Genomic DNA, 22,981 nt, shown 5'->3' with positions numbered 1-22,981 from the left:
CGGTCCGTTGCTGCAGGCGGGGTCGGGTGGACCGTCGACGCATCAGCTACGAGCCGAGCGTCCCGGGGGGAGCCGCGTGCGGGCTTTCCAGGCGGAGGACGAGTGCGCGCAGGGCGCTGAGCTCGGCTTCCAGGGCCTGAGCGCCTTCACGGGTGAGGGAGATCCATGTCCTGGGGCGCCGGCCCGCGTAGCCCTTCTCGAGGGAGATCAGTTCCGATTCCTCGAGTACACGCAGGTGCCGTGAGAGGTTTCCGTCGGTGACGGCCAGGTGCTTCTTCAGGAAGCCGAACTCGACCCGGTCGGCCTCTCGGGCGATGGCGAGGACACCCAGCCGCACCCGTTGATGGACGGTGTCGTCCAGTGACCGGGTGGGGTGGAGTTCCTCCTGGTCGTCCCCCGTGGCGGCCGCGCCTCCGACACTCATGCGGCAACCGTACCCGCCCCCGCGCCGGCCGCTGCGGCCCGACGGCGGGAGGCGGCCCACTCGGCCGTGCCTGCGAGGAGCAGGACGGCGGCGAGCACGAGTGCCTTGGCCTGTGGTCCATCGGTCCAGCCGGGGTCGACGGGGTGCTGCCAGGGGAGCCAGCCGCTGCCCCAGGAGGCACCGAGGTAGCCGGTGAGCAGCAGTGCGTGAGTGATGCCGGCTGCCGCGGCGATCCAACTGCGCTCGGCCAGCCCGAGGGCGACGAACCCGATACCGACGAGATACCACGGGGAGGCGTACTGGTTCTCCAGCACGACGGCCTCCCACGGCTGGTTCCTGCCGAACAGCAGCGCCAGCAGCGCGGCCGCGATCGCCACGGTGGCTGCCGCGGTGATGCGGATCCACGCCCTGCGGGGGACTACGCCCCTGGACTCGCCTCGCACGCGGTACCAGCGAGCCACGGCGAACCACGCCAGGGGCAGGAGCCCGAACCAGACGCCCCAAGCGACGAAACGCAGGACAGCACCGTCGAACTCGCCCTGCAGGCAAGGGGATCCGGGTTCATGGACGACGCACAGGCCCGTCAACTCGGCGTACGCGAAGGCCGGATAGGAGTCGATGCTGCGGCCGTGGGCGCCGAAGTTGAAGGCGTACCTGGCGATCGGGGCCGCCGCCAGGGCGAGCAGTCCGAACACGAGAAGGGATGTCCAGGAGCCGTTCAGCTGCGCGCGGGTCCTGGCCCTCAGGCCTTCCGTCGCGGCCAGCAGGTCGGCCGCCCGCGCCCTCGGTTCCCGTCCCGCGCTGTCCGTCGACGGTGTTCCCATGATGCCCCCTTGTGCGGTCGCGCTTCGGCAGCGCAGGCCAACGGCGGCCGGTCAGGCCGCTCCCAGGAATCACTTTGTAATGCAAAGTGCACGGCAGTCAAGAGTTATTGGCCGAACAGCTGCTCCGGTCCGCGTCCGGCCCCGCCGGAAGAACGGAACGGACGAACGGATCGGTCGAAGAGAACGGCAGTACGGAGCGGCAGTACGGAGCGGACGTGCGGAGGAACACGGAAGGCTGAGCGAGAGGCGGTGCGCAGGACGTAGCGGAAGGTGGAGCGGACAACCTGACGGGCCCTGATCAGCGGGAACGCTGCCCGTCGGTTCGGCGGGCAGGTTCGTCCCCGGTTCCGGGCGGGCGCCGCAGCAGGTAGACGCCGGCGCACGTGACCAGGACGGCCATACAGGCGATGAAGACCAGCCCCGCGTCCTGCAGGCCGACGTGGCCGGACAGGACGCCCACGCCGATCACCGGCAGCGAGATGCCCGCGTACGCCACCACGAACAGCGTCGAGATCACCGCCGCCCTCCGGTCAGCGGGCGAAGCCGCGGCCACCTGTGACAGGGCAGCCCGGAAAGCCAGCCCCTGGCCTCCGCCGCCGAGGACCGCGCTGAGGACCACCAGGGGCAGCAACTGCCACCACAACGCGCCCGCGAGCAGCGCCAGTCCGCCGAGAAGGCCCGCGCAGCCGAGCGGCAAGGACCGCCGCTCGCCGATCCGGCCGACAGCCGACTGCCCGGCGATCGAGGCGAAGAAGGCCAGCGCGACGATCAGCCCGCTCACCGCGTGGTCGTCCACGTCCAGGAATTCTGAGAGGAACGCCGGGCTGACCGAGGTGAATACCCCGAACAGTGCGAAGCCGACGAAGGAGGCGAGCGCCGCGGGTCCGAACACCGCTCTGACCTCGGGTGGGAGCCCCGGCCTCCGCGGACGGACGGTGTTCAGGGGCCGTCGCTCGCGCACGGTCTCCCGCAGGCCGAACAGGACGGCCGCCGAGACGGCCAGCAGCACCAGGTGCACGACGAAGGGCAGGTACAGCGGCCACGGGGCGTACTGGGCGAGGATCCCGGCCAGCAGCGGCCCGCAGCCCAGACCGCCCATGTTGGCCGCCGTCGCCACGAACGAGGCCCGGGGGGAACCCTTGCCGGGCGCCAGCTCCATGACGTACGCGGTGGCCGCCCCGGTGAACAGCCCGGCCGACAGGCCCGACAGGAGCCGCCCCGCGTAGAGCCAGACCAGAGCGGTGGCGCACAGGAAGCAGACGGCACTGGCTGCCGCGCAGGCCAGGCCCCCGAGCAGTACGGGGCGTCTGCCCACCGCGTCGGAGGCGTTCCCCGCCAGCAGCAGCACCCCGATGACGCCGAAGGCGTACACGGCGTACACCACGGTGACCGTCAGCTCGGAGAACCCGAGCTTGGCCTGGTAGAGGCCGTAGAGCGGGGTCGGCAGGGTGGTCCCCGCCATGCACACGGCGAACACCGCCCCGCTGAGAAAGCAGGGGAGCCAACCTCGGCGAGCAGGGTCACCGTCCATGCGGCCGACGCTATCCCGCGGACGCTCCGGCGGACCGGAACGCCTCGCCCCGTGGACCCGGGGGCGGACGCCGGCGTCGGGGAGCGGCGGTCGTGCCGCGCCTACGACTCCAGGTACCTCAGGACCGCCAGGATCCGCCTGCTGTGACCGGTGGTGCGCGACAGCTCCAGCTTGTCGAAGATCGCGTTGAGGTTCTTCTCCACCGCGCTCACCGAGATGTGCAGTCGTCTCGCGATCGCGGTGTTGGTGAGTCCCTCGGCCAGAGGTTCCAGGACACTGCGCTCGCGCGGTGTGAGACGGCCCAGAGGATCCCCGTGCGTGGAGCGGATGACCAGTTGCCGCACCACCTCGGGATCGAGCGCGGCGCCACCCGCCTGGATGCGCTCCAACGCCTCCAGGAACTCGTCGACCTGGGCGACCCGGTCCTTGAGCAGATACCCCACCCGTTCCGCGCCGGAGGCCAGCAGTTGGGCCGCGTAGTGGCGCTCGATGTGCTGGGACAGCACCAGCACCCCGGTCTCCGGCCACCGTTCGCGGATCTCCAGCGCGGCACGCAGCCCTTCGGTGGTGTGCGTCGGAGGCATCCGGATGTCGAGGACGACGACGTCCGGCTGCCGCGTCCCCATCTCGTGCAGCAGGGACACCGCGTCACCGAATGAGGCCAGGACCTCGTGCCCCTCCTCGACGAGGAGCCGGACCAGGCCCTCCCGCAGCAGGGTCGAGTCCTCGGCGAGCATCAGACGCATGGAAGCTCCGCGGTCACCATGGTGGGTCCCCCCTCGGGGCTGTCGATGTGCAGGGCTCCGTCCAGTGTGTCCACCCGGCTGCGCAGGCCGCTGAGGCCGACGCCCGCAGGGTCCGCGCCGCCCTTGCCGTTGTCCCGGACACGCACCGTGAGTACCCGGCCGTCGAGCAGCACGTGAACCGATACGGCTGTGGCGCCCGAGTGCTTGGCCGCGTTGGTCACGGTCTCCGACACCACGAAGTACGCGGCGGTCTCCACCGGCCGTGGCAGCGGCCCGTGGACGGCGAATTCCGTACGGACCGGGATGCCGCAGCGCTCGGCCACCCCACCCAGCGCCTCTTCCAGCCCCAGGTCGTCGAGCGCCGAGGGGTAGACCCGCCAGGCCACTTCGCGCAGCTCCGCGAGCACCTCCCTCGACTCCTGGTGCGCCTGGTGGAGCAGAGCGTCCGCCTGCTCGGGGTCGCGCCCCCTGCGTGCCCGGCCGAGCAGCATGGCCAGGGCCACCAGCCGCTGCTGGATCCCGTCGTGGATGTCCCGTTCGATGCGCCGGCGTTCGGCGTCCACCGCCCGCACGACGGCAGCCCGGCTGACGGCCAGTTCGTCGATGCGCCGGTGCAGCAACTCCTGTTCGGAGGGGCCGAAGCACCCGCGGGCGAGCCGGGAGTCCAGAGCGACGAGGGAGCGGAGCCCCTGCAGGCCGAGGAAGAGCAGTACACCGCCGAGGAGTGCCTGCGTCAGCAGTTCGTCCCACCGGAGCGACCCCTGGACCGCGCCTCTCAGCAACAGGCCCGCCAGGACGGCTCCGAAACCCAGCAGTCCGATCACCGCACCGCACAGCAGCCCGGTACCGCCGCGGACCGCCAGGTAGTGGAGGATCTTCCGGTCGCAGGACTCGTAGTGTTCCGGGAACCGGTCGCCGAAGAAGAGGGATCTCCGCATCCGGTCGATTCCCGCGAGCCTTCGGGCTCCGACCATGAGAAGGCCGAACGCCCCGGGCCGGGCGCGTGGCCACAGCAGGAACGGCCCGAGAACGACACCGGCGAGGAGGACGGCGAGGACTCCGGCCGAGGCGGTCGCACAGCCGAGGAGCACTCCCGTCACCCTGAGCGCCCAGGAGGGTGTCCGGCCGTCCATGTCCTCGTCCGCGCCGGAGCCTTCCTGTCCCGGCCGGCCGGGGAGGTGACGGGTGGCGGCACCTGCTGGGTCCCCCTGCACGACGGCGGAGCCTAGTACGGCCGTGAGACCGCAGCAAGATCGTCCGGAGGGGTGCGAAGGCCGCGCCGTGGCCCGTGGTCGCCCGGGGCAGGTCATGAACTACGGCGGTGCTGGGCGTGGTCGGCGCCTCGCAGACGCAGGACCACGAACGTCGCGACGGCCGCGACCACCGCGACCAGAACGGCCTTGGAGGCGAACCCCACGTAGGTCTCCACCGACTCCCACCGGTCGCCCAGCCAGTAACCGGCCAGCACCAGTACGGAGTTCCAGATCAGGCTGCCCAGCGTGGTCAGTACGGCGAAGAGGTGCAGCGGCATGCGCTCGACCCCGGCGGGGACGGAGACGAGGCTGCGGAAGATCGGCACCATGCGGCCGAGGAGGACCGCCTTGGTGCCGTGCTTCGTGAACCACTCCTCCGTGCGCACCAGGTCGGAGGCCTTCACCAGCGGCAGCTTCCCCCAGAGGGTGTGCATGCGTTCGCGGCCGAAGACCATGCCGATCCAGTACAGGACCACGGCACCCGTGACAGAGCCGAGAGTCGTCCAGAAGAGGGCGGAAGCCAGGCTGATGACCCCCTGCCCGGCGGCGAACCCGGTCAGCGGCAGGATCACTTCGCTCGGCAGCGGAGGGAAGAGGTTCTCCAGCGCGATGGCCAGGCCGGCTCCGGGGCCGCCCATGGCCTCTACGAGTCCGGCCGCCCAGCCCGCGATGCCGCCCGCCGGTTCCTGGAGCGGGGCCGCGTACGTGAGATGCATGAGAAGTCTCCAAGTGGCAGGGGCATCGTCCCGGGGCGTGTGCCCCGATCGCCCTCCACGTTAGAAACCGCAGCTCAGCGGCGGTATGCGGATGCCCGTCCGGTCCGGTGCGGCTCTCCGCAGGTGAGACCTGAGGAAAACCGCACCCCCGGGCGGCCGCCGCGTCGGCGGGCCGGCCGCCTCGGCCCGGACCACCGCGCTCAGTTGCCCGCGATGTCCTTCACCGCGACCGTCACCGGTTTGTTCCCGCTGATCAACTCCAGCGTGAGACCCGCCGTCGCAGGGGTGTCCAGCAGCTCCACCAGCACCGCCGCCACATCGTCCCGGGGGACCGGGCCGCGGCCCGTCGAGGCGGCGAGCAGGATCTGGCCGGTGCCCGCGTCGTTCGTCAGCATCCCTGGGCGCAGGATCGTCCAGTCCAGGGCGCTCCTGGACTGGACGTACGCGTCCGCCTCGCCCTTCGCCCGCTGGTAGACGTCGAAGACCTCGTCACCCCGGTTGTCCGGGTCGGCGCCCATGGAGGACACCACGACGTAGCGTCGCACTCCCGCCCGTTCCGCCGCGTCCGCGAAGAGCACGGCCGCTCCCCGGTCCACCGTGTCCTTGCGGGCCGAGCCGCTGTTCGGGCCCGCTCCGGCCGCGAAGACCACGGCATCGGCCCCGCGCAGCACCTCCGCCGTCTCCTCGACGGACGCCGATTCGAGGTCGAGCACGACGGGCTCGGCGCCCGCCGCCCTCAGGTCCTCGCCCTGCTGCGGGTTGCGGATGACGCCCACCGCCTCGTCACCGCGCGCGGCGAGCAGCCGCTCGAGCCGCAGCGCGATCTGACCATGTCCACCTGCAATGACAATGCGCATGCCTTCGACCGTACGCCGCATGGGCCGCTCGCGCTCAAGGCCCGCCGCCGTAACCGGAATCGGCCCGTCCCTGGCGCGGGAGGTCGAGGGCCGCCGCCGCGGCCCCGGAGTCGAGGTACTCGCGTACGGCGCTGGTCCGCGCCACCACGCGTCCGCGGTGCACCACGATCCTGCTGTAGGCGAGGGAGAGAGCCCCGGCCAGACCGTCCCCGCGTACGGCGAGCAGCTCTGCGGGGAAACCGGCCTCGACGCGCACCCCCGGCAGTCCCAGGGCCGCCCTGGCGGCTCCCGAGACGGCGTCGTAGGCGCTCTCGGGGGCGAGGCCGTCCTGCGAGGCCAGCAGGTACGCCGCCTCCAGGGGGTCCCCCCGCCCGACCGGGTTGGAGGTGTCGCGCAGGGCCCCGCTGCCCGCCGCCACCCGTACCCCGGCGGCGCGCAGCAGTCCCACCGGCGGGATTCCGCGGAGCCCGGCGCAGGAGCAGCCGCCCTGGGGGAGGCAGACGACGGTCACGGCGGCGGCGGCGAGCCGGTCGGCGGTGCGGGCCGCCTCGTCGCCGGGAAGCCGTGAGAGGCCCGCACAGGGGCCGAGACAGACGCCGGGGCGGAAGCCTCCGGCCATGGCGGCCAGCCGGGCGAGGAGGGCCGGGTCGCCGCCGTCCGTGTGCAGGTCGACGGGGCGGCCCCGGTCGGCGGCGAGTGCGAGCACGGCGTCGGCGTGGCCGGCCGGGTCGGGGTCGATGTCGGGACGGCCTCCGATCACACCCGCACCCATGTCGACGGCGTCCCGGAGCGCGGCGAGACCGTCCGCGCCCGCGACGCCGGTGAGGAGCCGGGGGACGGCCACCGCGGTCAGCTCGGTGAGTCCGCGCAGGGAACGGCCGGCGGCCAGGACCCCTTCCAGGGCGCCGAGGCCCTTGACGCCGCCGACCCGCACGTGGGCGCGCAGTGCGGTGGCCCCGTGGCCGAGCTGCAGCAGCGCGGCCTCGGTGGCGCGGCGCCGGACGTCCACGGGCCGGTGGGGCGGCGGGCCCTCCGCGGCGCTCGTGAGCGCCGTGTCGGCGTGGGCGTGGGGTTCGGCGGGAGCGGGCAGCAGGAGGTGGCCGCGCAGGTCCAGGCGGGTCCCCTCGACCGTCAGGCTGCCTGCGGCCCCGACCGCCTCGATGCGGGCCCCACCGATCCGCACGTCGACGACGCGGCCGTCCGCCAGTCGTGCCCCGCCGAGGAGGAGCGCGGAGGCGTCACCGGTGTTTTCGGGCATCGCGCCGCTCCTGGGGGACGAGCAAGATCACGCAGAGTGCGCCGAGCCTAGGCGTGGGCCCGGCACGCTCCTGGGAAGGCCGAATTAGTCGTACGAATGTGGCCTTGCGAGGCAGGTGCGGGCAGAGGTGCGGCGGAGGCCCGTGGGACGGCCCGCGGAGTCGGCGTACGGGCTGATCAAGGGCCTGATCAGGGGGGCGCCCGCAGGGGTCGCGCGGAGGCGGGAGTGGTCCCGGTGTGGGCGGCGGAAACGGATTTGGGCGATCGGCGACAGACCGTGTAATGTCTTCCTCGCTCGCCCCAATAGCTCAGTCGGTAGAGCGTCTCCATGGTAAGGAGAAGGTCTGCGGTTCGATTCCGCATTGGGGCTCTGGTGATCGGGTGAACCCGCTTCGGCGGGGGATCTCGGCATCAAAGCGGTGTAGCTCAGTCGGTAGAGCAAGCGGCTCATAATCGCTGTGTCACCGGTTCAAGTCCGGTCACCGCTACTAACGGTAGCCGATTGTTGGGTCGGTCCTTCGATCGGCTACTCTTTTATGCGTTCATCCGTCCATCCGTCCGTCCAAGGAGCACTCACGTGGCTGCCACCGACGTCCGCCCGAAGATCACGCTGGCCTGCGTGGAGTGCAAGGAGCGGAACTACATCACCAAGAAGAACCGGCGTAACAACCCGGACCGTCTTGAGATGAAGAAGCACTGCCCGCGCTGCAACTCGCACACCGCGCACCGCGAAACGCGCTGAAACAGGCTCGTACACGAGGCCGTCCCCACTGGGGGCGGCCTCGTGTCGTTTTATGTGGTGGCTAGGGCTGTTCTTCGGCCTATTCGACATTTCACCAGGAGGTACCGGGCTCATGGCGCTCGACCAGTCCTTCGTGGGGCGGACCTATCCGCCCACCCCGGCGTACGAGGTCGGCCGGGAGAAGATCCGGGAGTTCGCGGAGGCGGTGGGTGACACCAACCCCGCCTACACCGATCCGGAAGCCGCCAAGGCTCTGGGACACCCGGACGTGATCGCTCCGCCCACGTTCGTGTTCTCGATCACTTTCAGGGCGGCGGGCCAGGTGATCCAGGACCCGCAGCTGGGGCTGGACTACAGCCGTGTGGTGCACGGCGACCAGAAGTTCGCCCATGTGCGTCCCGTGCGGGCGGGGGACCGGCTGACGGTCACCTCGACCATCGAGGGCGTCAAGTCGATGGCGGGCAACGACATCGTGGACATCCGCGGTGAGGTGCACGACGAGTCCGGTGAGCACGTCGTGACCGCGTGGACCAAGCTGGTGGCGCGTGCCGCCGAGGAGGCGTCATGACGGCGACCATCGCATACGGAGCGGTCGAGGTCGGTACGGAACTGCCGGCGCGGTCGTTCCCGGTGACGCGGGCGACCCTGGTGCAGTACGCGGGCGCCTCCGGAGACTTCAACCCGATCCACTGGAACGAGAAGTTCGCGCGCGAGGTCGGTCTGCCGGACGTGATCGCGCACGGCATGTTCACCATGGCCGAGGCGATCAGGGTGGTCACGGACTGGACCGGCGACCCGGGCGCGGTCGTCGAGTACGGCGTCCGCTTCACCAAGCCGGTGGTCGTGCCCAACGACGACACCGGGGCCCTGATCGAGGTCAGCGGCAAGGTCGCGGCGAAGCTGGACGACAACCTCGTGCGGGTCGACCTGACGGTGACGAGCGACGACAAGAAGGTGCTGGGCCTGTCCCGCGCCGTCGTCCGCCTGGCCTGACGTACGGCCGCCTCTGCCGGGCCGGAGGGGCGCCCTCCCGAGGAGGGCGCCCCTCCGCGCGCTCGGTGGCCCCGCTGGGGCGGCACGGCCACGGACCGTACTCTTGTCCCCGTGCAGGAATTCCACGACGCCCCCCTCGCCCCCCTGACCACCTTCCGGCTCGGCGGTCCGGCCAACCGTCTCCTGACGGCCACCACTGACGCCGAGGTGGTCGCCGCCGTACGCGAGGCCGACGACAGCGGCACGCCGCTGCTGATCATCGGCGGCGGCTCCAACCTGGTCATCGGCGACAAGGGCTTCGACGGAACAGCCCTGCGCATCGCGACCGAGGGCTTCGAGCTCTCCGGTACGGCGCTCGAACTGGCCGCCGGTGAGGTCTGGACCGATGCCGTGGCCCGTACGGTCGAGGCGGGGCTGGCCGGCATCGAATGCCTCGCCGGGATCCCCGGATCCGCCGGGGCGACGCCGATCCAGAACGTCGGCGCCTACGGGCAGGAGGTGTCCTCGGTCATCACCGAGGTCGTCGCCTACGACCGGCACACCCGGGAGACGGTCACCCTCCCCAACGAGGCGTGCGCGTTCTCGTACCGCCACAGCCGATTCAAGGCCGAGCCCGACCGTTTCGTCGTGCTGCGGGTCCGGTTCGGTCTCGAGGACGCGGGCGGACAGTCGGCGCCCCTCCTCTACCCCGAGACGGCCAGGACCATGGGCGTCGAGCAGGGTGATCGCGTTCCCGCCGCCTCCGCCCGCGAGACCGTCCTCCGGCTGCGGGCGGGCAAGGGGATGGTGCTCGACCCGGAGGACCACGACACCTGGTCGGCCGGGTCCTTCTTCACCAACCCGATCCTCGACGAGGCGGAGCACGCGGCGTTCCTCGCCCGCGCGGGCGAGCGCCTCGGTGCCGACGTCACGCCGCCCGTCTTCCCCGCGGGCGGCGGGCGGGTGAAGACCTCGGCCGCCTGGCTCATCGACAAGGCGGGCTTCACCAAGGGGTACGGCACGGGCCCGGCGCGCATCTCCACCAAGCACACGCTCGCCCTCACCAACCGGGGCGGCGCGACCACCGAGGACCTGCTGGCACTGGCCCGCGAGGTCGTCGCCGGGGTCCACGAGGCCTTCGGGGTCACGCTCGTCAACGAACCGGTCACGGTCGGCGTCAGCCTGTAGAGGTGCCGGCGTCAGTGGGCGACGCCCACGACCGTGCGGTACGTCCCCGGCCGAGGGCCGTTCGTCAGCTTCGGCGGCCGTACCGACGCGCGGCCTCCATGCGCGTCAGATCGGCGTACACCGCCTTGAGGACGGAAGGCGGGAGGGATCGCGGACCCGCCGCCGTCACCTCGTGCGCCGCCGCGGACGCCTGCCGCACGATCTCCTGGCCGACCCCTCGTCTGCGAGCCGAGCATCGTGCGGGCCGTGGACGCCCGGGCCGGCGCCTGCGCGGCAGCCCCGCCGCTGTGTAGGTGTCTCCGCCTCCGAGACCCGCGGTGCCGGGAAGCCGCCGGACGACCTCGCCGAGTCGCTCGCGCGCACCCTGCCGGCAGGCGTCAGCCGGCCAGCCACGCGTCGATCCCGCCGAGCAGCTTCTCGCGCACCTCGACGGGTGCCACCGACCCCCGCACGGACTGCCGGGCCAGCTCGGCCAGTTCCTCGTCGGTGAAGCCGTGGTGCCGGCGCACGAGGTCGTACTGCGCGGCCAGCCGCGAGCCGAAGAGCAGCGGGTCGTCCGCGCCCAGCGCCATCGGTACCCCGGCGTCGAACAGAGTGCGCAGGGGTACATCGGTGGGCTTCTCGTAGACGCCCAGTGCCACGTTGGAGGCCGGGCAGACCTCGCAGGTCACCCCCCGCTCCGCGAGCGTGCGCAGCAACCGGGGGTCCTCGGCCGCCCGGACGCCGTGCCCGATCCGGGCCGCGTCGAGGTCGTCCAGGCAGTCCCGGACGCTGGAGGGGCCGGACAGCTCACCGCCGTGCGGGGCGGCGATCAGGCCGCCCTCGCGGGCGATGGCGAAGGCCCGGTCGAAGTCACGGGCCATCCCGCGGCGCTCGTCGTTGGAGAGCCCGAAGCCGATGACGCCCCGGTCCGCGTACCGCACGGCGAGCCTGGCCAGCGTCCGGGCGTCCAGCGGATGCTTCATCCGGTTCGCGGCGATGACCACCCGGATCCCCAGCCCGGTCTCCCGTGCCGCACGGTCCACGGCGTCCAGGATGATCTCGATCGCCGGGATCAGCCCGCCGAGCAGCGGGGCGTACGAGGTCGGGTCGACCTGGATCTCCAGCCACCCGGAGCCGTCCGCGACGTCCTCCATGGCCGTCTCGCGCACCAGGCGCTGGATGTCCTCGGGTGAGCGCAGACAGGACCGCGCGATGTCGTAGAGGCGCTGGAAGCGGAACCAGCCGCGCTCGTCAGTGGCCCGCAGCTTGGGCGGCTCACCGCCGGTCAGTGCCTCGGGGAGGCGAACACCGTACTTGTCCGCGAGTTCGAGCAGGGTCGTCGGCCGCATCGACCCGGTGAAGTGCAGGTGCAGATGGGCCTTTGGCAACAGCCGTACGTCACGCTCCATTGAAGGATCTTGCCGCACCGAGGGGGTGCGGCGGTAGCTGGATCCCCCTGTGAGTTACCCCTCGAACAAAAAGGTGACCCCCGGGCGGAACCGGGGGTCACCTTCACAGCACGGGTGCTCCGCGTCAGTCGCGGGCCTCGCCCAGCAGCTTCTGGAGCCGCGAGACGCCCTCGACGAGGTCGTCGTCGCCCAGGGCGTAGGACAGCCGCAGGTAACCCGGGGTGCCGAACGCCTCGCCCGGGACCACGGCCACCTCGGCCTCGTCCAGGATGAGGGCCGCGAGCTCGACGGAGTCCGCCGGGCGCTTGCCGCGGATCTCCTTGCCGAGCAGGCCCTTCACCGACGGGTAGGCGTAGAACGCGCCCTCGGGCTCGGGGCAGAGCACGCCGTCGATCTCGTTGAGCATGCGCACGATCGTCCGGCGGCGGCGGTCGAAGGCGGTCCGCATCTCGGCGACCGCGTCCAGGGGGCCGGAGACGGCGGCCAGCGCGGCGACCTGCGCGACGTTGCTGACGTTGGAGGTGGCGTGCGACTGCAGGTTGGTCGCCGCCTTCACCACGTCCTTGGGCCCGATGATCCAGCCGACCCGCCAGCCGGTCATGGCGTACGTCTTGGCGACGCCGTTGACCACGATGCACTTGTCGCGCAGCTCCGGCACGACCGCGGGGAGCGAGGCGGCGGCCGCCCCGCCGTAGACCAGGTGCTCGTAGATCTCGTCGGTCATGACCCACAGGCCGTGCTCCACGGCCCAGCGGCCGATGGCCTCGGTGTCGGCCTCGTTGTACACGGCGCCGGTCGGGTTCGACGGGGAGACGAACAGGACGACCTTGGTGCGCTCGGTGCGCGCGGCCTCCAGCTGCTCGACCGAGACCCGGTAGCCGGTGGTCTCGTCGGCGACGACCTCCACCGGGACACCGCCGGCGAGACGGATGGACTCCGGGTAGGTGGTCCAGTACGGCGCGGGGACGATGACCTCGTCGCCCGGGTCGAGGATCGCGGCGAAGGCCTCGTAGATGGCCTGCTTGCCGCCGTTGGTCACCAGGATCTGGGACGCGTCGACCTCGTAGCCGGAGTCGCGCAGCGTCTTCTCCGCGATGGCGGCCTTGAGCTCGGGAAGCCCGCCGGCGGGGGTGTAGCGGTGGTACTTCGGGTTGCGGCAGGCCTCGACCGCGGCGTCCACGATGTAGTCGGGTGTCGGGAAGTCGGGCTCACCGGCGCCGAAGCCGATCACCGGACGCCCGGCGGCCTTGAGGGCCTTCGCCTTGGCGTCGACGGCGAGGGTGGCGGACTCGGAGATCGCACCGATGCGGGCCGAGACCCGGCGCTCGGACGGAGAAGTTGCAGCGCTCATGCCCCCCATGCTCGCAGACCGGAAAAGCCCCCGGCACAGGGGTTTCAGGGACCGGACAGGACTCGGACAGCATCCGGACAGGACCGGTCGGTTGTGGTCTGTTCGACGCGGCGCCCCTGAGCACGTACACTCACCTGTCGTTGGCCTTCATCAGCCACACCGTTTTCCCAACCGGCCCACCGGGGAGGATGCGGTAGGTTGGTGGAAACCACAAAGGGTCGTAGCTCAATTGGTAGAGCACTGGTCTCCAAAACCAGCGGTTGGGGGTTCAAGTCCCTCCGGCCCTGCTACACACTCCTTCGCCAGGATGTGTGCGCATGTACGTACTTCAATGCACCGCCGTGCGGCTCCACCGGGCGCGGCACGGCCATGACCCGGAATCAGGTGAGTAGCGTGACGGACGCCGTGGGCTCCATCGACATGCCTGATGCCGAGGACGAAGCTCCCGAGTCGAAGAAGAAGACCCGGAAGGGCGGCAAGCGCGGAAAGAAGGGCCCTCTGGGCCGTCTCGCGCTGTTCTACCGCCAGATCATCGCCGAGCTCCGCAAGGTTGTCTGGCCGACGCGTAGCCAGCTGTCGACCTACACGGCCGTCGTGATCGCGTTCGTGGTCGTGATGATCGGTCTCGTCACCGTGATTGACTTCGGATTCGCGCGGGTCATCAAGTACGTCTTCGGCTGATCCCCGCGGAGGGCGCCTCATCGGCGCCCCTTTCGCATGTTCCACCCATATGTATCCAGGAAGAAGCAGCCATCGTGTCTGACCCGAACCTGAACGACGACGCCGAGCCCACGGCGAGCGCCGTCGAGTCCGCCGAGGACGAGCTCGACATCGTCGAGGCGGCGGATGCCGTGGCCCCGGACCAGGTCGACGCTGCTGACGCCGCCGCGGGCGAGCCCGCCGAGCAGGACGCCGTGCGTGCCGAGTCCGAAGAGGACGACGAGGCCGTCGAGCCCGCCGAGGACGACGAGTCCGCCGAGGAGGAGTCCGACGAGGAGGCCGAGCCGGCCGCCCCCGTCGACGCCGTCGCCGCCCTGCGCGAAGAGCTGCGCGGACTTCCCGGTGAGTGGTACGTCATCCACACGTACGCCGGTTACGAGAAGCGCGTGAAGGCCAACCTGGAGCAGCGCGCCGTCTCGCTCAACGTCGAGGACTTCATCTACCAGGCCGAGGTGCCCGAGGAAGAGATCGTCCAGATCAAGAACGGTGAGCGGAAGAACGTCCGTCAGAACAAGCTCCCGGGATACGTCCTGGTGCGCATGGACCTGACGAACGAGTCCTGGGGTGTTGTCCGCAACACGCCCGGCGTCACCGGCTTCGTGGGCAACGCCTACGACCCGTACCCGCTGACCCTGGACGAGATCGTCAAGATGCTCGCCCCCGAGGCCGAGGAGAAGGCGGCCCGCGAGGCGGCCGAGGCCGAGGGCAAGCCGGCTCCGGCCCGCAAGGTCGAGGTCCAGGTCCTGGACTTCGAGGTGGGCGACTCGGTCACCGTCACCGACGGCCCGTTCGCGACCCTGCAGGCGACGATCAACGAGATCAACGCCGACTCGAAGAAGGTCAAGGGCCTCGTCGAGATCTTCGGTCGCGAGACCCCGGTCGAGCTCAGCTTCGACCAGATCCAGAAGAACTGACGGCTTTCCGCCCGTTCCTGGACACATGCCTACCGAGCAGGTCAGACAGGCTTCGCAGCCCGTCTGACCTGCTCGGTTTTTGGTCGCGCAGCTATACCCGTTATCGTTGCGCGGTATGCCTCCATCCGGACGACCGGAATGGCGGCGAAACACTCTCACTAGGACCCGGAGAGAGCAATGCCTCCCAAGAAGAAGAAGGTCACGGGGCTTATCAAGCTCCAGATCAACGCCGGTGCGGCCAACCCGGCGCCGCCGGTCGGTCCCGCACTGGGCCAGCACGGCGTCAACATCATGGAGTTCTGCAAGGCCTACAACGCCGCGACCGAGTCGCAGCGTGGCATGGTCGTGCCGGTGGAGATCACGGTCTACGAGGACCGCTCCTTCACCTTCATCACCAAGACTCCGCCGGCCGCCAAGCTGATCCTCAAGGCCGCGGGTGTGGACAAGGGCTCCGGCGAGCCGCACAAGACCAAGGTCGCCAAGCTCACGGCCGACCAGGTCCGCGAGATCGCCACGACCAAGCTCCCCGACCTGAACGCCAACGACCTCGACGCCGCGTCGAAGATCATCGCTGGCACCGCCCGTTCCATGGGCATCACGGTCGAAGGCTGAGTCAGCCCCGTAGCCCCACAGTGGTAGGACCAAGCGCTGGTCCGCACCACGACTCCACACTCTGAAAACCACAGGAGTAGATGTGAAGCGCAGCAAGAACCTCCGCGCTGCGGACGCGAAGATCGACCGGGAGCGTACCTACGCCCCGCTCGAGGCCGTCCGTCTCGCCAAGGACACCGCCGCCACCAAGTTCGACGGCACCGTCGAGGTCGCGTTCTGCCTGGGTGTTGACCCTCGCAAGGCCGACCAGATGGTCCGTGGCACCGTGAACCTCCCGCACGGCACCGGCAAGACCGCCCGGGTCCTGGTCTTCGCGACCGGTGACCGTGCTGCGGCCGCGGAAGCCGCGGGCGCCGACATCGTCGGCGCCGACGAGCTCATCGACGAGGTGGCGAAGGGCCGTCTGGACTTCGACGCCGTCGTCGCCACGCCGGACCTCATGGGCAAGGTCGGCCGCCTGGGCCGCGTGCTCGGTCCGCGTGGTCTGATGCCGAACCCGAAGACCGGCACCGTCACCCCCGATGTCGTCAAGGCTGTCAACGACATCAAGGGCGGAAAGATCGAGTTCCGCGTCGACAAGCACTCGAACCTGCACTTCATCATCGGAAAGACCTCTTTCGATGACACGAAGCTGGTCGAGAACTACGGCGCGGCCCTGGAGGAGATCCTCCGTCTGAAGCCGTCCGCCGCGAAGGGTCGCTTCATCAAGAAGGCGACCATGAGCACGACGATGGGCCCCGGCATCCCGCTGGACTCCAACCGCGTGCGTAACCTCCTCGTCGAGGAGGACCCGGCCTCCGTCTGAACATGACGGTGGTCGCGGATCGCGTGACCTTAAAACCGTCCCCCCGCTGCTCTCCGGAGCGGCGGGGGGACGGTTTTTTTCATGCGGCGGGCTGTCAATGGGGTGGGTTACCGTTCAACGGTTCGACAACACACACAGGGGTGGGGCATGAGCATGTCGGCATGGAGACGGGTGGGCGTCTCGCTGACGTTGGCGGTCGTGGTCGCTGGGGTCGCGGGCTGCCAGGGCGGCGAGAAGAACCCGGCGGCGGAGGCACCGAAGGCGGGGGCGCCGGTGACAGAGGTGCTGACGGCCGCGTACAAGAAGACCGCGGCCGCCAAGTCGGCCAAGGTGCACATGACCCTGGACAGGCCCGACGCCGCCGGTGGCGGCACGATGGAAATGGACGGCACGATGGGCTGGGGGCCTACCGTGATGGACATGACCATGAAGGGTGAAGCGCTTCAGGCCGCTCCGAACGCTCCGGAGCAGATCCGCGTGGTCATGGCAAACAACGTCATGTACATGGACATGGGTGCCTCGGCCGCCGCCGAGATGGACGGCAAGCGCTGGATGAAGATGGACCTCGGTGCCATCGCGGGGGCGTCCGGAAACGCCGGTGCCCAGCAGCAGATGTCCCGTGGACTGGGCGGCGTGAACCAGGATCCGGCTCAGCAGATCGCTCTGCTCCTGGAGTCCCCGGACGTCAAGCGCGTCGGTGCGGAGAAGCTCGGCGGCGTCGACACGCAGCACTACAAGGGCTCCATCTCGTTCGACGAGATGCTGAAGGCCAACGACTCGCTCGGACTCCTTACGCAAGAGCAGCGGAAATCCCTGCTGGCCAACGGGAAGAGGAACGGGATCACGGGCTACGACACAGAGATGTGGGTCGACGAGGACGGCTACCCGAGGCGTATGGACGTCGGTGTGGGAACTGCCCAGGGTGAGATCACGATGGTCGTCGACTACTCGGACTACGGCACCGGCGTGGCCGTCGAGGCGCCGCCTGCGGGGGAGACCTTCGACCTGATGGAGATGCTCAAGGGGATCGGGCAGGCCGCGGACCCCGCGACCACCTGATCCAGTTGCGACGTACGAGGGGCGGGCCCCGGCAGCCTCTTCGGAGACTGCGGGGCCCGTCCTCGTACGCCGGCTTGGGGCGGCTCAGGCGCCGCCCGTGAGCCCTCCGACAGGCTCCTAAACCTCTCGCGCGGGGCGGACCAGGACGGATTTGCTCCGGATGGCCCCGGTCGCGTACTCTCCATGAGAAGCCAAAGACCGCTGGTCGTTGCCGCGCTCTCGTAAGGGAGACGGTGACCGAAGGTTCCGCTAGATCGGACGACCTGCGCAGGTGACTGTGGATCGCTCCCGGACTCTGTCCGGTCGAGCTGCGCCCTGGCACTTGTGCTGGGGCGTTTCGTCTTTCCCGGCCCCTTCTGAGCGGTCCTCATCACCCGGAAGGAGGCCGACGCTCATGGCAAGGCCCGACAAGGCTGCCGCGGTAGCCGAGCTGACGGACCAGTTCCGCAGCTCGAACGCCGCCGTGCTGACCGAGTACCGGGGTCTCACCGTGGCGCAGCTCAAGACGCTGCGTCGTTCGCTCGGTGAGAACGCCCAGTACGCCGTGGTGAAGAACACGCTGACCAAGATTGCGGCCAACGAGGCCGGGATCGACACGCTGGACGACCTGTTCGCAGGTCCGACGGCGGTTGCCTTCATCACCGGTGACCCGGTGGAGTCGGCGAAGGGTCTTCGTGACTTCGCCAAGGACAACCCGAACCTCATCATCAAGGGCGGTGTCCTTGACGGTAAGGCGCTGTCCGCCGATGAGATCAAGAAGCTCGCGGACCTCGAGTCCCGCGAGGTTCTGCTCGCCAAGCTGGCCGGTGCCATGAAGGGCAAGCAGACGCAGACTGCGCAGCTCTTCCAGGCTCTGCCGTCGAAGTTCGTCCGCACCGCGGAAGCGCTTCGCGCCAAGAAGGCCGAGCAGGGCGGTGCCGGTACGCCGGCTCCCGCCGAGGCTGCCGAGTAATTTCGCTCAGCGGTCCAGCGGGCACCACGTACGCCCGCCGACATATACAACCGGCACCAGCCGAATAGTGGAAGGACGCCATCATGGCGAAGCTCAGCCAGGAAGACCTGCTCGCCCAGTTCGAGGAGCTCACCCTCATCGAGCTCTCCGAGTTCGTTAAGGCGTTCGAGGAGAAGTTCGACGTCACCGCCGCCGCGGCCGTCGCCGTCGCCGCCCCGGGTCAGGGTGGCCCCGCCGCCGAGGCCGAGGCCGAGCAGGACGAGTTCGACGTCATCCTCACGGGTGCCGGCGAGAAGAAGATCCAGGTCATCAAGGTCGTGCGTGAGCTGACCTCGCTGGGTCTCAAGGAGGCCAAGGACCTCGTCGACGGCGCCCCGAAGCCCGTCCTCGAGAAGGTCGCCAAGGAGGCCGCCGAGAAGGCTGCCGAGTCCCTCAAGGGCGCCGGCGCCTCCGTCGAGGTCAAGTGACTTCGAGAGTCCTCTGACTCTTCCGAGGGCGCTCACGCCGCACGGCGCTGAGTGACCTCAGCCAAGGGCGATCACCCATCCGGGTGGTCGCCCTTCGGCATGCCCCCGGAGGCTGCCTTGATCTTCGGCGTGCGACGAGTAGGGTGATCTTCGCCGTGCGTTTCTCCAGGAGTGCCGTGAGGCGTCAACCGGCGTCCTCCGGGCGCAGGTGAAGATCGCCGGACGTCCGCCGGGGCCCGCGGGGCCTTGACGAACCGCACGCGGCGCGCAATTCTCAGGACGCGTCGTCATCTCGATCCGCTTCCGAGGCATGGATCGAGAGCGAAGAGGGCAGTAAAGAAGAGCGCACCCCGCGCGAGGGCTATTCATAGGTGTTGAGAACAGCTGTTGAGAGCAACGTGGGTCTCTGAGAACCCCGACTGGACATCAGTGTGCCGCTTGGCTACACTGACCCTTTGCGCTGCCTGTTAGCTGCCTCCTGCCCGTCACCAGGGGCATGCCCACGCTTAGCACCGATGGCCGGACCTTCCCTGACCTTGGGATTTCTGTCTCCGTGTGCGGCTTGGGGCCGGTACGCGCGTAGTGAGTCCGAGCCCTCGGAAGGACCCCCTCTTGGCCGCCTCGCGCAACGCCTCGACCTCGAATACGAACAACGGTGCCAGCACCGCCCCGCTGCGCATCTCTTTTGCAAAGATCAAGGAGCCCCTCGAGGTTCCGAACCTCCTCGCGCTGCAGACCGAGAGCTTTGACTGGCTCCTCGGCAACGCCGCCTGGAAGGCTCGCGTCGAGGCTGCTCTGGACAGCGGACAAGATGTCCCCACCAAGTCCGGCCTGGAGGAGATCTTCGAGGAGATCTCTCCGATCGAGGACTTCTCCGGGTCGATGTCGCTCACGTTCCGCGACCACCGCTTCGAGCCCCCGAAGAACTCGATCGACGAGTGCAAGGAGCGCGACTTCACGTTCGCCGCGCCGCTCTTCGTCACGGCCGAGTTCACCAACAACGAGACCGGCGAGATCAAGTCCCAGACGGTCTTCATGGGCGACTTCCCGCTCATGACCAACAAGGGCACCTTCGTCATCAACGGCACCGAGCGTGTCGTCGTGTCGCAGCTCGTGCGCTCGCCGGGTGTCTACTTCGACTCCTCCATCGACAAGACGTCCGACAAGGACATCTTCTCTGCCAAGATCATCCCCTCCCGGGGTGCCTGGCTCGAGATGGAGATCGACAAGCGCGACATGGTCGGTGTCCGCATCGACCGCAAGCGCAAGCAGTCCGTCACCGTCCTCCTGAAGGCCCTCGGCTGGACCACCGAGCAGATCCTGGAGGAGTTCGGCGAGTACGAGTCCATGCGCGCCACCCTGGAGAAGGACCACACCCAGGGCCAGGACGACGCGCTGCTCGACATCTACCGCAAGCTGCGCCCGGGCGAGCCGCCCACGCGCGAGGCCGCTCAGACGCTGCTCGAGAACCTCTACTTCAACCCGAAGCGCTACGACCTCGCGAAGGTCGGCCGCTACAAGGTGAACAAGAAGCTCGGCGCCGACGAGCCGCTCGACGCCGGTGTCCTCACCAGCGACGACATCATCGCCACCATCAAGTACCTGGTGAAGCTGCACGCCGGTGAGACCGAGACGGTCGGCGAGTCCGGCCGTTCGATCATGGTCGAGACCGACGACATCGACCACTTCGGCAACCGCCGTATCCGTAACGTCGGTGAGCTGATCCAGAACCAGGTCCGTACGGGTCTCGCCCGTATGGAGCGTGTCGTGCGTGAGCGCATGACCACCCAGGACGTCGAGGCGATCACGCCGCAGACCCTGATCAACATCCGGCCGGTCGTCGCCTCCATCAAGGAGTTCTTCGGCACCAGCCAGCTGTCCCAGTTCATGGACCAGAACAACCCGCTGTCGGGGCTGACGCACAAGCGTCGTCTGAACGCCCTCGGCCCGGGTGGTCTGTCCCGTGAGCGGGCCGGCTTCGAGGTCCGTGACGTTCACCCGTCGCACTACGGCCGCATGTGCCCGATCGAGACGCCCGAAGGCCCGAACATCGGTCTGATCGGCTCGCTGGCCTCCTACGGGCGCATCAACCCGTTCGGGTTCATCGAGACGCCGTACCGCAAGGTCGTCGAGGGTGTCGTCAGCGACGACGTCGACTACCTGACGGCCGACGAGGAAGACCGCTTCGTGATCGCCCAGGCGAACGCGACGCTCTCCGAGGACATGCGCTTCACCGAGGCCCGCGTCCTGGTCCGCCGTCGTGGCGGGGAGATCGACTACATCCCCGGTGACGACGTCGACTACATGGACGTCTCGCCGCGCCAGATGGTGTCGGTCGCGACCGCGATGATCCCGTTCCTCGAGCACGACGACGCCAACCGTGCCCTCATGGGCGCGAACATGATGCGTCAGGCGGTCCCGCTCATCAAGAGCGAGGCGCCGCTGGTCGGCACCGGCATGGAGTACCGCTGTGCCACCGACGCCGGCGACGTGCTCAAGGCCGAGAAGGCGGGTGTGGTCCAGGAGGTCTCCGCGGACTACATCACCGTGACGAACGACGACGGCACGTACACCACGTACCGCATCGCCAAGTTCTCGCGCTCCAACCAGGGCACCTCGGTCAACCAGAAGGTCGTCGTCTCCGAGGGCGACCGCGTGATCGAGAGCCAGGTCCTCGCCGACGGGCCCGCCACCGAGAACGGTGAGATGGCGCTCGGCAAGAACCTGCTCGTGGCGTTCATGCCGTGGGAGGGTCACAACTACGAGGACGCGATCATCCTGTCGCAGCGCCTCGTGCAGGACGACGTCCTCTCCTCGATCCACATCGAGGAGCACGAGGTCGACGCCCGTGACACCAAGCTCGGCCCGGAGGAGATCACCCGGGACATCCCGAACGTCTCCGAAGAGGTCCTCGCCGACCTCGACGAGCGCGGCATCATCCGTATCGGTGCCGAGGTCGTCGCCGGCGACATCCTCGTCGGCAAGGTCACGCCCAAGGGTGAGACCGAGCTGACCCCGGAGGAGCGTCTGCTCCGCGCGATCTTCGGCGAGAAGGCGCGCGAGGTGCGTGACACCTCGCTCAAGGTCCCGCACGGTGAGATCGGCAAGGTCATCGGCGTCCGCGTCTTCGACCGCGAAGAGGGCGACGAGCTGCCGCCGGGCGTGAACCAGCTGGTCCGCGTCTACGTCGCGCAGAAGCGCAAGATCACCGATGGTGACAAGCTCGCCGGCCGTCACGGCAACAAGGGCGTCATCTCGAAGATCCTCCCGATCGAGGACATGCCGTTCCTGGAGGACGGCACCCCGGTCGACATCATCCTGAACCCGCTGGGTGTCCCGTCCCGAATGAACCCGGGACAGGTCCTGGAGATCCACCTCGGCTGGCTCGCCAGCCGCGGCTGGGACGTCTCCGGTCTCGGTGACGAGTGGGCCCAGCGCCTGCAGGCCATCGGCGCCGACCAGGTCGCCCCCGGCACCAACGTCGCCACGCCCGTCTTCGACGGCGCCCGCGAGGACGAGATCACCGGCCTCTTCCAGGCCACGATCCCGAACCGCGACGGCGACCGGCTGGTCCTGCCCTCGGGCAAGGCCAACCTGTACGACGGCCGCTCCGGCGAGCCGTTCCCGGACCCGGTCTCGATCGGGTACATGTACATCCTCAAGCTGCACCACCTGGTCGACGACAAGCTCCACGCTCGTTCGACCGGCCCGTACTCCATGATCACGCAGCAGCCGCTGGGTGGTAAGGCACAGTTCGGTGGGCAGCGATTCGGTGAGATGGAGGTGTGGGCCCTTGAGGCTTACGGCGCCGCATACGCCCTCCAGGAACTGCTGACGATCAAGTCCGACGACGTGACCGGCCGCGTGAAGGTCTACGAGGCGATCGTCAAGGGCGAGAACATCCCCGAGCCCGGCATTCCCGAGTCCTTCAAGGTGCTCATCAAGGAAATGCAGTCGCTCTGCCTCAACGTGGAGGTGCTGTCCTCGGACGGCATGTCCATCGAGATGCGCGACACGGACGAGGACGTCTTCCGCGCGGCGGAGGAGCTCGGTATCGACCTGTCCCGGCGCGAGCCGAGCAGCGTCGAAGAGGTCTGACGGGTTGCCCGGCCGGATCCTCGTGATCCGGCCGGCCCTCCCCGGACCCGTTCAGACCATTGCTGAAGTGCCCCGATTTCTCGCGTGAAGCGAGGGGGCTCG

22 protein-coding genes and 3 tRNA genes are annotated in these 22,981 nt (G+C 69.3%); 15 read left to right on the top strand and 10 right to left on the bottom strand.

The features are described 5' to 3' along the window. Nucleotides 1-46 precede the first annotated feature (46 nt). The 8 genes from LWJ43_RS13265 to LWJ43_RS13230 all read right to left on the bottom strand — a co-directional run bounded on the left by LWJ43_RS13265 (nt 47) and on the right by LWJ43_RS13230 (nt 7,609). A complete protein-coding gene (locus LWJ43_RS13265) occupies nt 47-424 on the bottom strand; it encodes a transcriptional regulator (RefSeq protein WP_277332463.1) in 378 nt (125 codons plus the stop codon). Next, nucleotides 421-1,248 carry a hypothetical protein gene (locus tag LWJ43_RS13260; RefSeq protein ID WP_277332462.1) on the bottom strand — a complete coding sequence of 276 codons (828 nt, stop codon included), beginning with the start codon at nt 1,246-1,248 and terminating at the stop codon, nt 421-423. Before LWJ43_RS13260 ends, LWJ43_RS13265 begins: the two co-directional genes overlap by 4 nt. A 298-nt stretch (nt 1,249-1,546) precedes the next feature. Then, complete coding sequence (locus LWJ43_RS13255; RefSeq protein ID WP_277332461.1) at nt 1,547-2,779, bottom strand: MFS transporter; 1,233 nt, start codon at nt 2,777-2,779, stop codon at nt 1,547-1,549. Nucleotides 2,780-2,880: 101 nt separating this feature from the next. Then, nucleotides 2,881-3,525 carry a response regulator transcription factor gene (locus tag LWJ43_RS13250; RefSeq protein ID WP_277332460.1) on the bottom strand — a complete coding sequence of 215 codons (645 nt, stop codon included), beginning with the start codon at nt 3,523-3,525 and terminating at the stop codon, nt 2,881-2,883. Beyond that, nucleotides 3,516-4,739, bottom strand: coding sequence for a sensor histidine kinase (locus tag LWJ43_RS13245; RefSeq protein ID WP_277332459.1), 1,224 nt, complete (start codon nt 4,737-4,739; stop codon nt 3,516-3,518). Before LWJ43_RS13245 ends, LWJ43_RS13250 begins: the two co-directional genes overlap by 10 nt. A 92-nt stretch (nt 4,740-4,831) precedes the next feature. Next, nucleotides 4,832-5,494: a DedA family protein gene (locus tag LWJ43_RS13240; RefSeq protein WP_277332458.1), complete on the bottom strand. Its 663-nt coding sequence runs from the start codon at nt 5,492-5,494 to the stop codon at nt 4,832-4,834. 200 nt (nt 5,495-5,694) lie between these two features. Beyond that, nucleotides 5,695-6,351 carry an SDR family oxidoreductase gene (locus LWJ43_RS13235; protein WP_277332457.1) on the bottom strand — a complete coding sequence of 219 codons (657 nt, stop codon included), beginning with the start codon at nt 6,349-6,351 and terminating at the stop codon, nt 5,695-5,697. Nucleotides 6,352-6,385: 34 nt separating this feature from the next. Then, the gene (locus tag LWJ43_RS13230; protein WP_277332456.1) at nt 6,386-7,609 is read right to left on the bottom strand and encodes an amidohydrolase family protein; all 1,224 of its coding nucleotides are present in this window, start codon (nt 7,607-7,609) and stop codon (nt 6,386-6,388) included. 296 nt (nt 7,610-7,905) lie between these two features. Between LWJ43_RS13230 and LWJ43_RS13225 the strand changes: the two genes are divergently transcribed. The 6 genes from LWJ43_RS13225 to LWJ43_RS13200 all read left to right on the top strand — a co-directional run bounded on the left by LWJ43_RS13225 (nt 7,906) and on the right by LWJ43_RS13200 (nt 10,510). Then, a tRNA-Thr gene (locus LWJ43_RS13225) sits at nt 7,906-7,978 on the top strand. 45 nt (nt 7,979-8,023) lie between these two features. Further along, nucleotides 8,024-8,096, top strand: a tRNA-Met gene (locus LWJ43_RS13220). A gap of 89 nt (nt 8,097-8,185) precedes the next feature. Then, nucleotides 8,186-8,350: a 50S ribosomal protein L33 gene (rpmG, locus tag LWJ43_RS13215; RefSeq protein ID WP_003956487.1), complete on the top strand. Its 165-nt coding sequence runs from the start codon at nt 8,186-8,188 to the stop codon at nt 8,348-8,350. Between the two features lie 112 nt (nt 8,351-8,462). After that, a complete protein-coding gene (locus LWJ43_RS13210) occupies nt 8,463-8,918 on the top strand; it encodes a MaoC family dehydratase N-terminal domain-containing protein (RefSeq protein WP_277332455.1) in 456 nt (151 codons plus the stop codon). Next, nucleotides 8,915-9,343 carry a MaoC family dehydratase gene (locus LWJ43_RS13205; protein ID WP_277332454.1) on the top strand — a complete coding sequence of 143 codons (429 nt, stop codon included), beginning with the start codon at nt 8,915-8,917 and terminating at the stop codon, nt 9,341-9,343. Before LWJ43_RS13210 ends, LWJ43_RS13205 begins: the two co-directional genes overlap by 4 nt. A gap of 111 nt (nt 9,344-9,454) precedes the next feature. Beyond that, entirely contained in the window at nt 9,455-10,510 is a 1,056-nt protein-coding gene (locus LWJ43_RS13200) for a UDP-N-acetylmuramate dehydrogenase (protein WP_277332453.1), read from the top strand. 377 nt (nt 10,511-10,887) lie between these two features. Here LWJ43_RS13200 and LWJ43_RS13195 read toward each other — a convergent pair whose 3' ends face one another. After that, complete coding sequence (locus LWJ43_RS13195) at nt 10,888-11,901, bottom strand: adenosine deaminase (RefSeq protein ID WP_277332452.1); 1,014 nt, start codon at nt 11,899-11,901, stop codon at nt 10,888-10,890. 124 nt (nt 11,902-12,025) lie between these two features. Continuing rightward, nucleotides 12,026-13,252 (bottom strand): pyridoxal phosphate-dependent aminotransferase, encoded by a 1,227-nt coding sequence (locus LWJ43_RS13190; protein ID WP_277332451.1) that lies wholly within the window; start codon nt 13,250-13,252, stop codon nt 12,026-12,028. Between the two features lie 214 nt (nt 13,253-13,466). Here LWJ43_RS13190 and LWJ43_RS13185 point away from each other — a divergent pair. From LWJ43_RS13185 to rpoB, 9 genes are all read left to right on the top strand, one after another. Continuing rightward, a tRNA-Trp gene (locus LWJ43_RS13185) sits at nt 13,467-13,539 on the top strand. A 106-nt stretch (nt 13,540-13,645) separates the two neighbouring features. After that, on the top strand, nt 13,646-13,933 hold the full coding sequence (gene secE, locus LWJ43_RS13180) for a preprotein translocase subunit SecE (protein ID WP_277332450.1): 288 nt from the start codon (nt 13,646-13,648) through the stop codon (nt 13,931-13,933). Nucleotides 13,934-14,007: 74 nt separating this feature from the next. After that, nucleotides 14,008-14,886: a transcription termination/antitermination protein NusG gene (nusG, locus tag LWJ43_RS13175; RefSeq protein ID WP_277332449.1), complete on the top strand. Its 879-nt coding sequence runs from the start codon at nt 14,008-14,010 to the stop codon at nt 14,884-14,886. A gap of 177 nt (nt 14,887-15,063) precedes the next feature. Beyond that, on the top strand, nt 15,064-15,498 hold the full coding sequence (gene rplK, locus LWJ43_RS13170) for a 50S ribosomal protein L11 (protein WP_018550660.1): 435 nt from the start codon (nt 15,064-15,066) through the stop codon (nt 15,496-15,498). Nucleotides 15,499-15,580: 82 nt separating this feature from the next. After that, nucleotides 15,581-16,303, top strand: coding sequence for a 50S ribosomal protein L1 (gene rplA, locus LWJ43_RS13165; RefSeq protein ID WP_277332448.1), 723 nt, complete (start codon nt 15,581-15,583; stop codon nt 16,301-16,303). A gap of 147 nt (nt 16,304-16,450) precedes the next feature. Continuing rightward, complete coding sequence (locus LWJ43_RS13160) at nt 16,451-17,362, top strand: SCO4651 family lipoprotein (RefSeq protein ID WP_277332447.1); 912 nt, start codon at nt 16,451-16,453, stop codon at nt 17,360-17,362. A gap of 394 nt (nt 17,363-17,756) precedes the next feature. Beyond that, nucleotides 17,757-18,314: a 50S ribosomal protein L10 gene (gene rplJ, locus LWJ43_RS13155; protein ID WP_147959041.1), complete on the top strand. Its 558-nt coding sequence runs from the start codon at nt 17,757-17,759 to the stop codon at nt 18,312-18,314. An 83-nt stretch (nt 18,315-18,397) separates the two neighbouring features. Further along, on the top strand, nt 18,398-18,781 hold the full coding sequence (rplL, locus tag LWJ43_RS13150; RefSeq protein WP_147959042.1) for a 50S ribosomal protein L7/L12: 384 nt from the start codon (nt 18,398-18,400) through the stop codon (nt 18,779-18,781). A gap of 612 nt (nt 18,782-19,393) precedes the next feature. Further along, nucleotides 19,394-22,879: a DNA-directed RNA polymerase subunit beta gene (gene rpoB / locus LWJ43_RS13145; protein WP_277332446.1), complete on the top strand. Its 3,486-nt coding sequence runs from the start codon at nt 19,394-19,396 to the stop codon at nt 22,877-22,879. The last annotated feature ends 102 nt before the right edge of the window (nt 22,880-22,981 follow it).

This window comes from Streptomyces sp. JH34, assembly GCF_029428875.1.
Classification (GTDB): Bacteria; Actinomycetota; Actinomycetes; order Streptomycetales; family Streptomycetaceae; genus Streptomyces.
The sequence above is the reverse complement of the archived record's forward strand: the minus strand, read 5'-3'. Positions and strand labels throughout refer to the sequence as shown.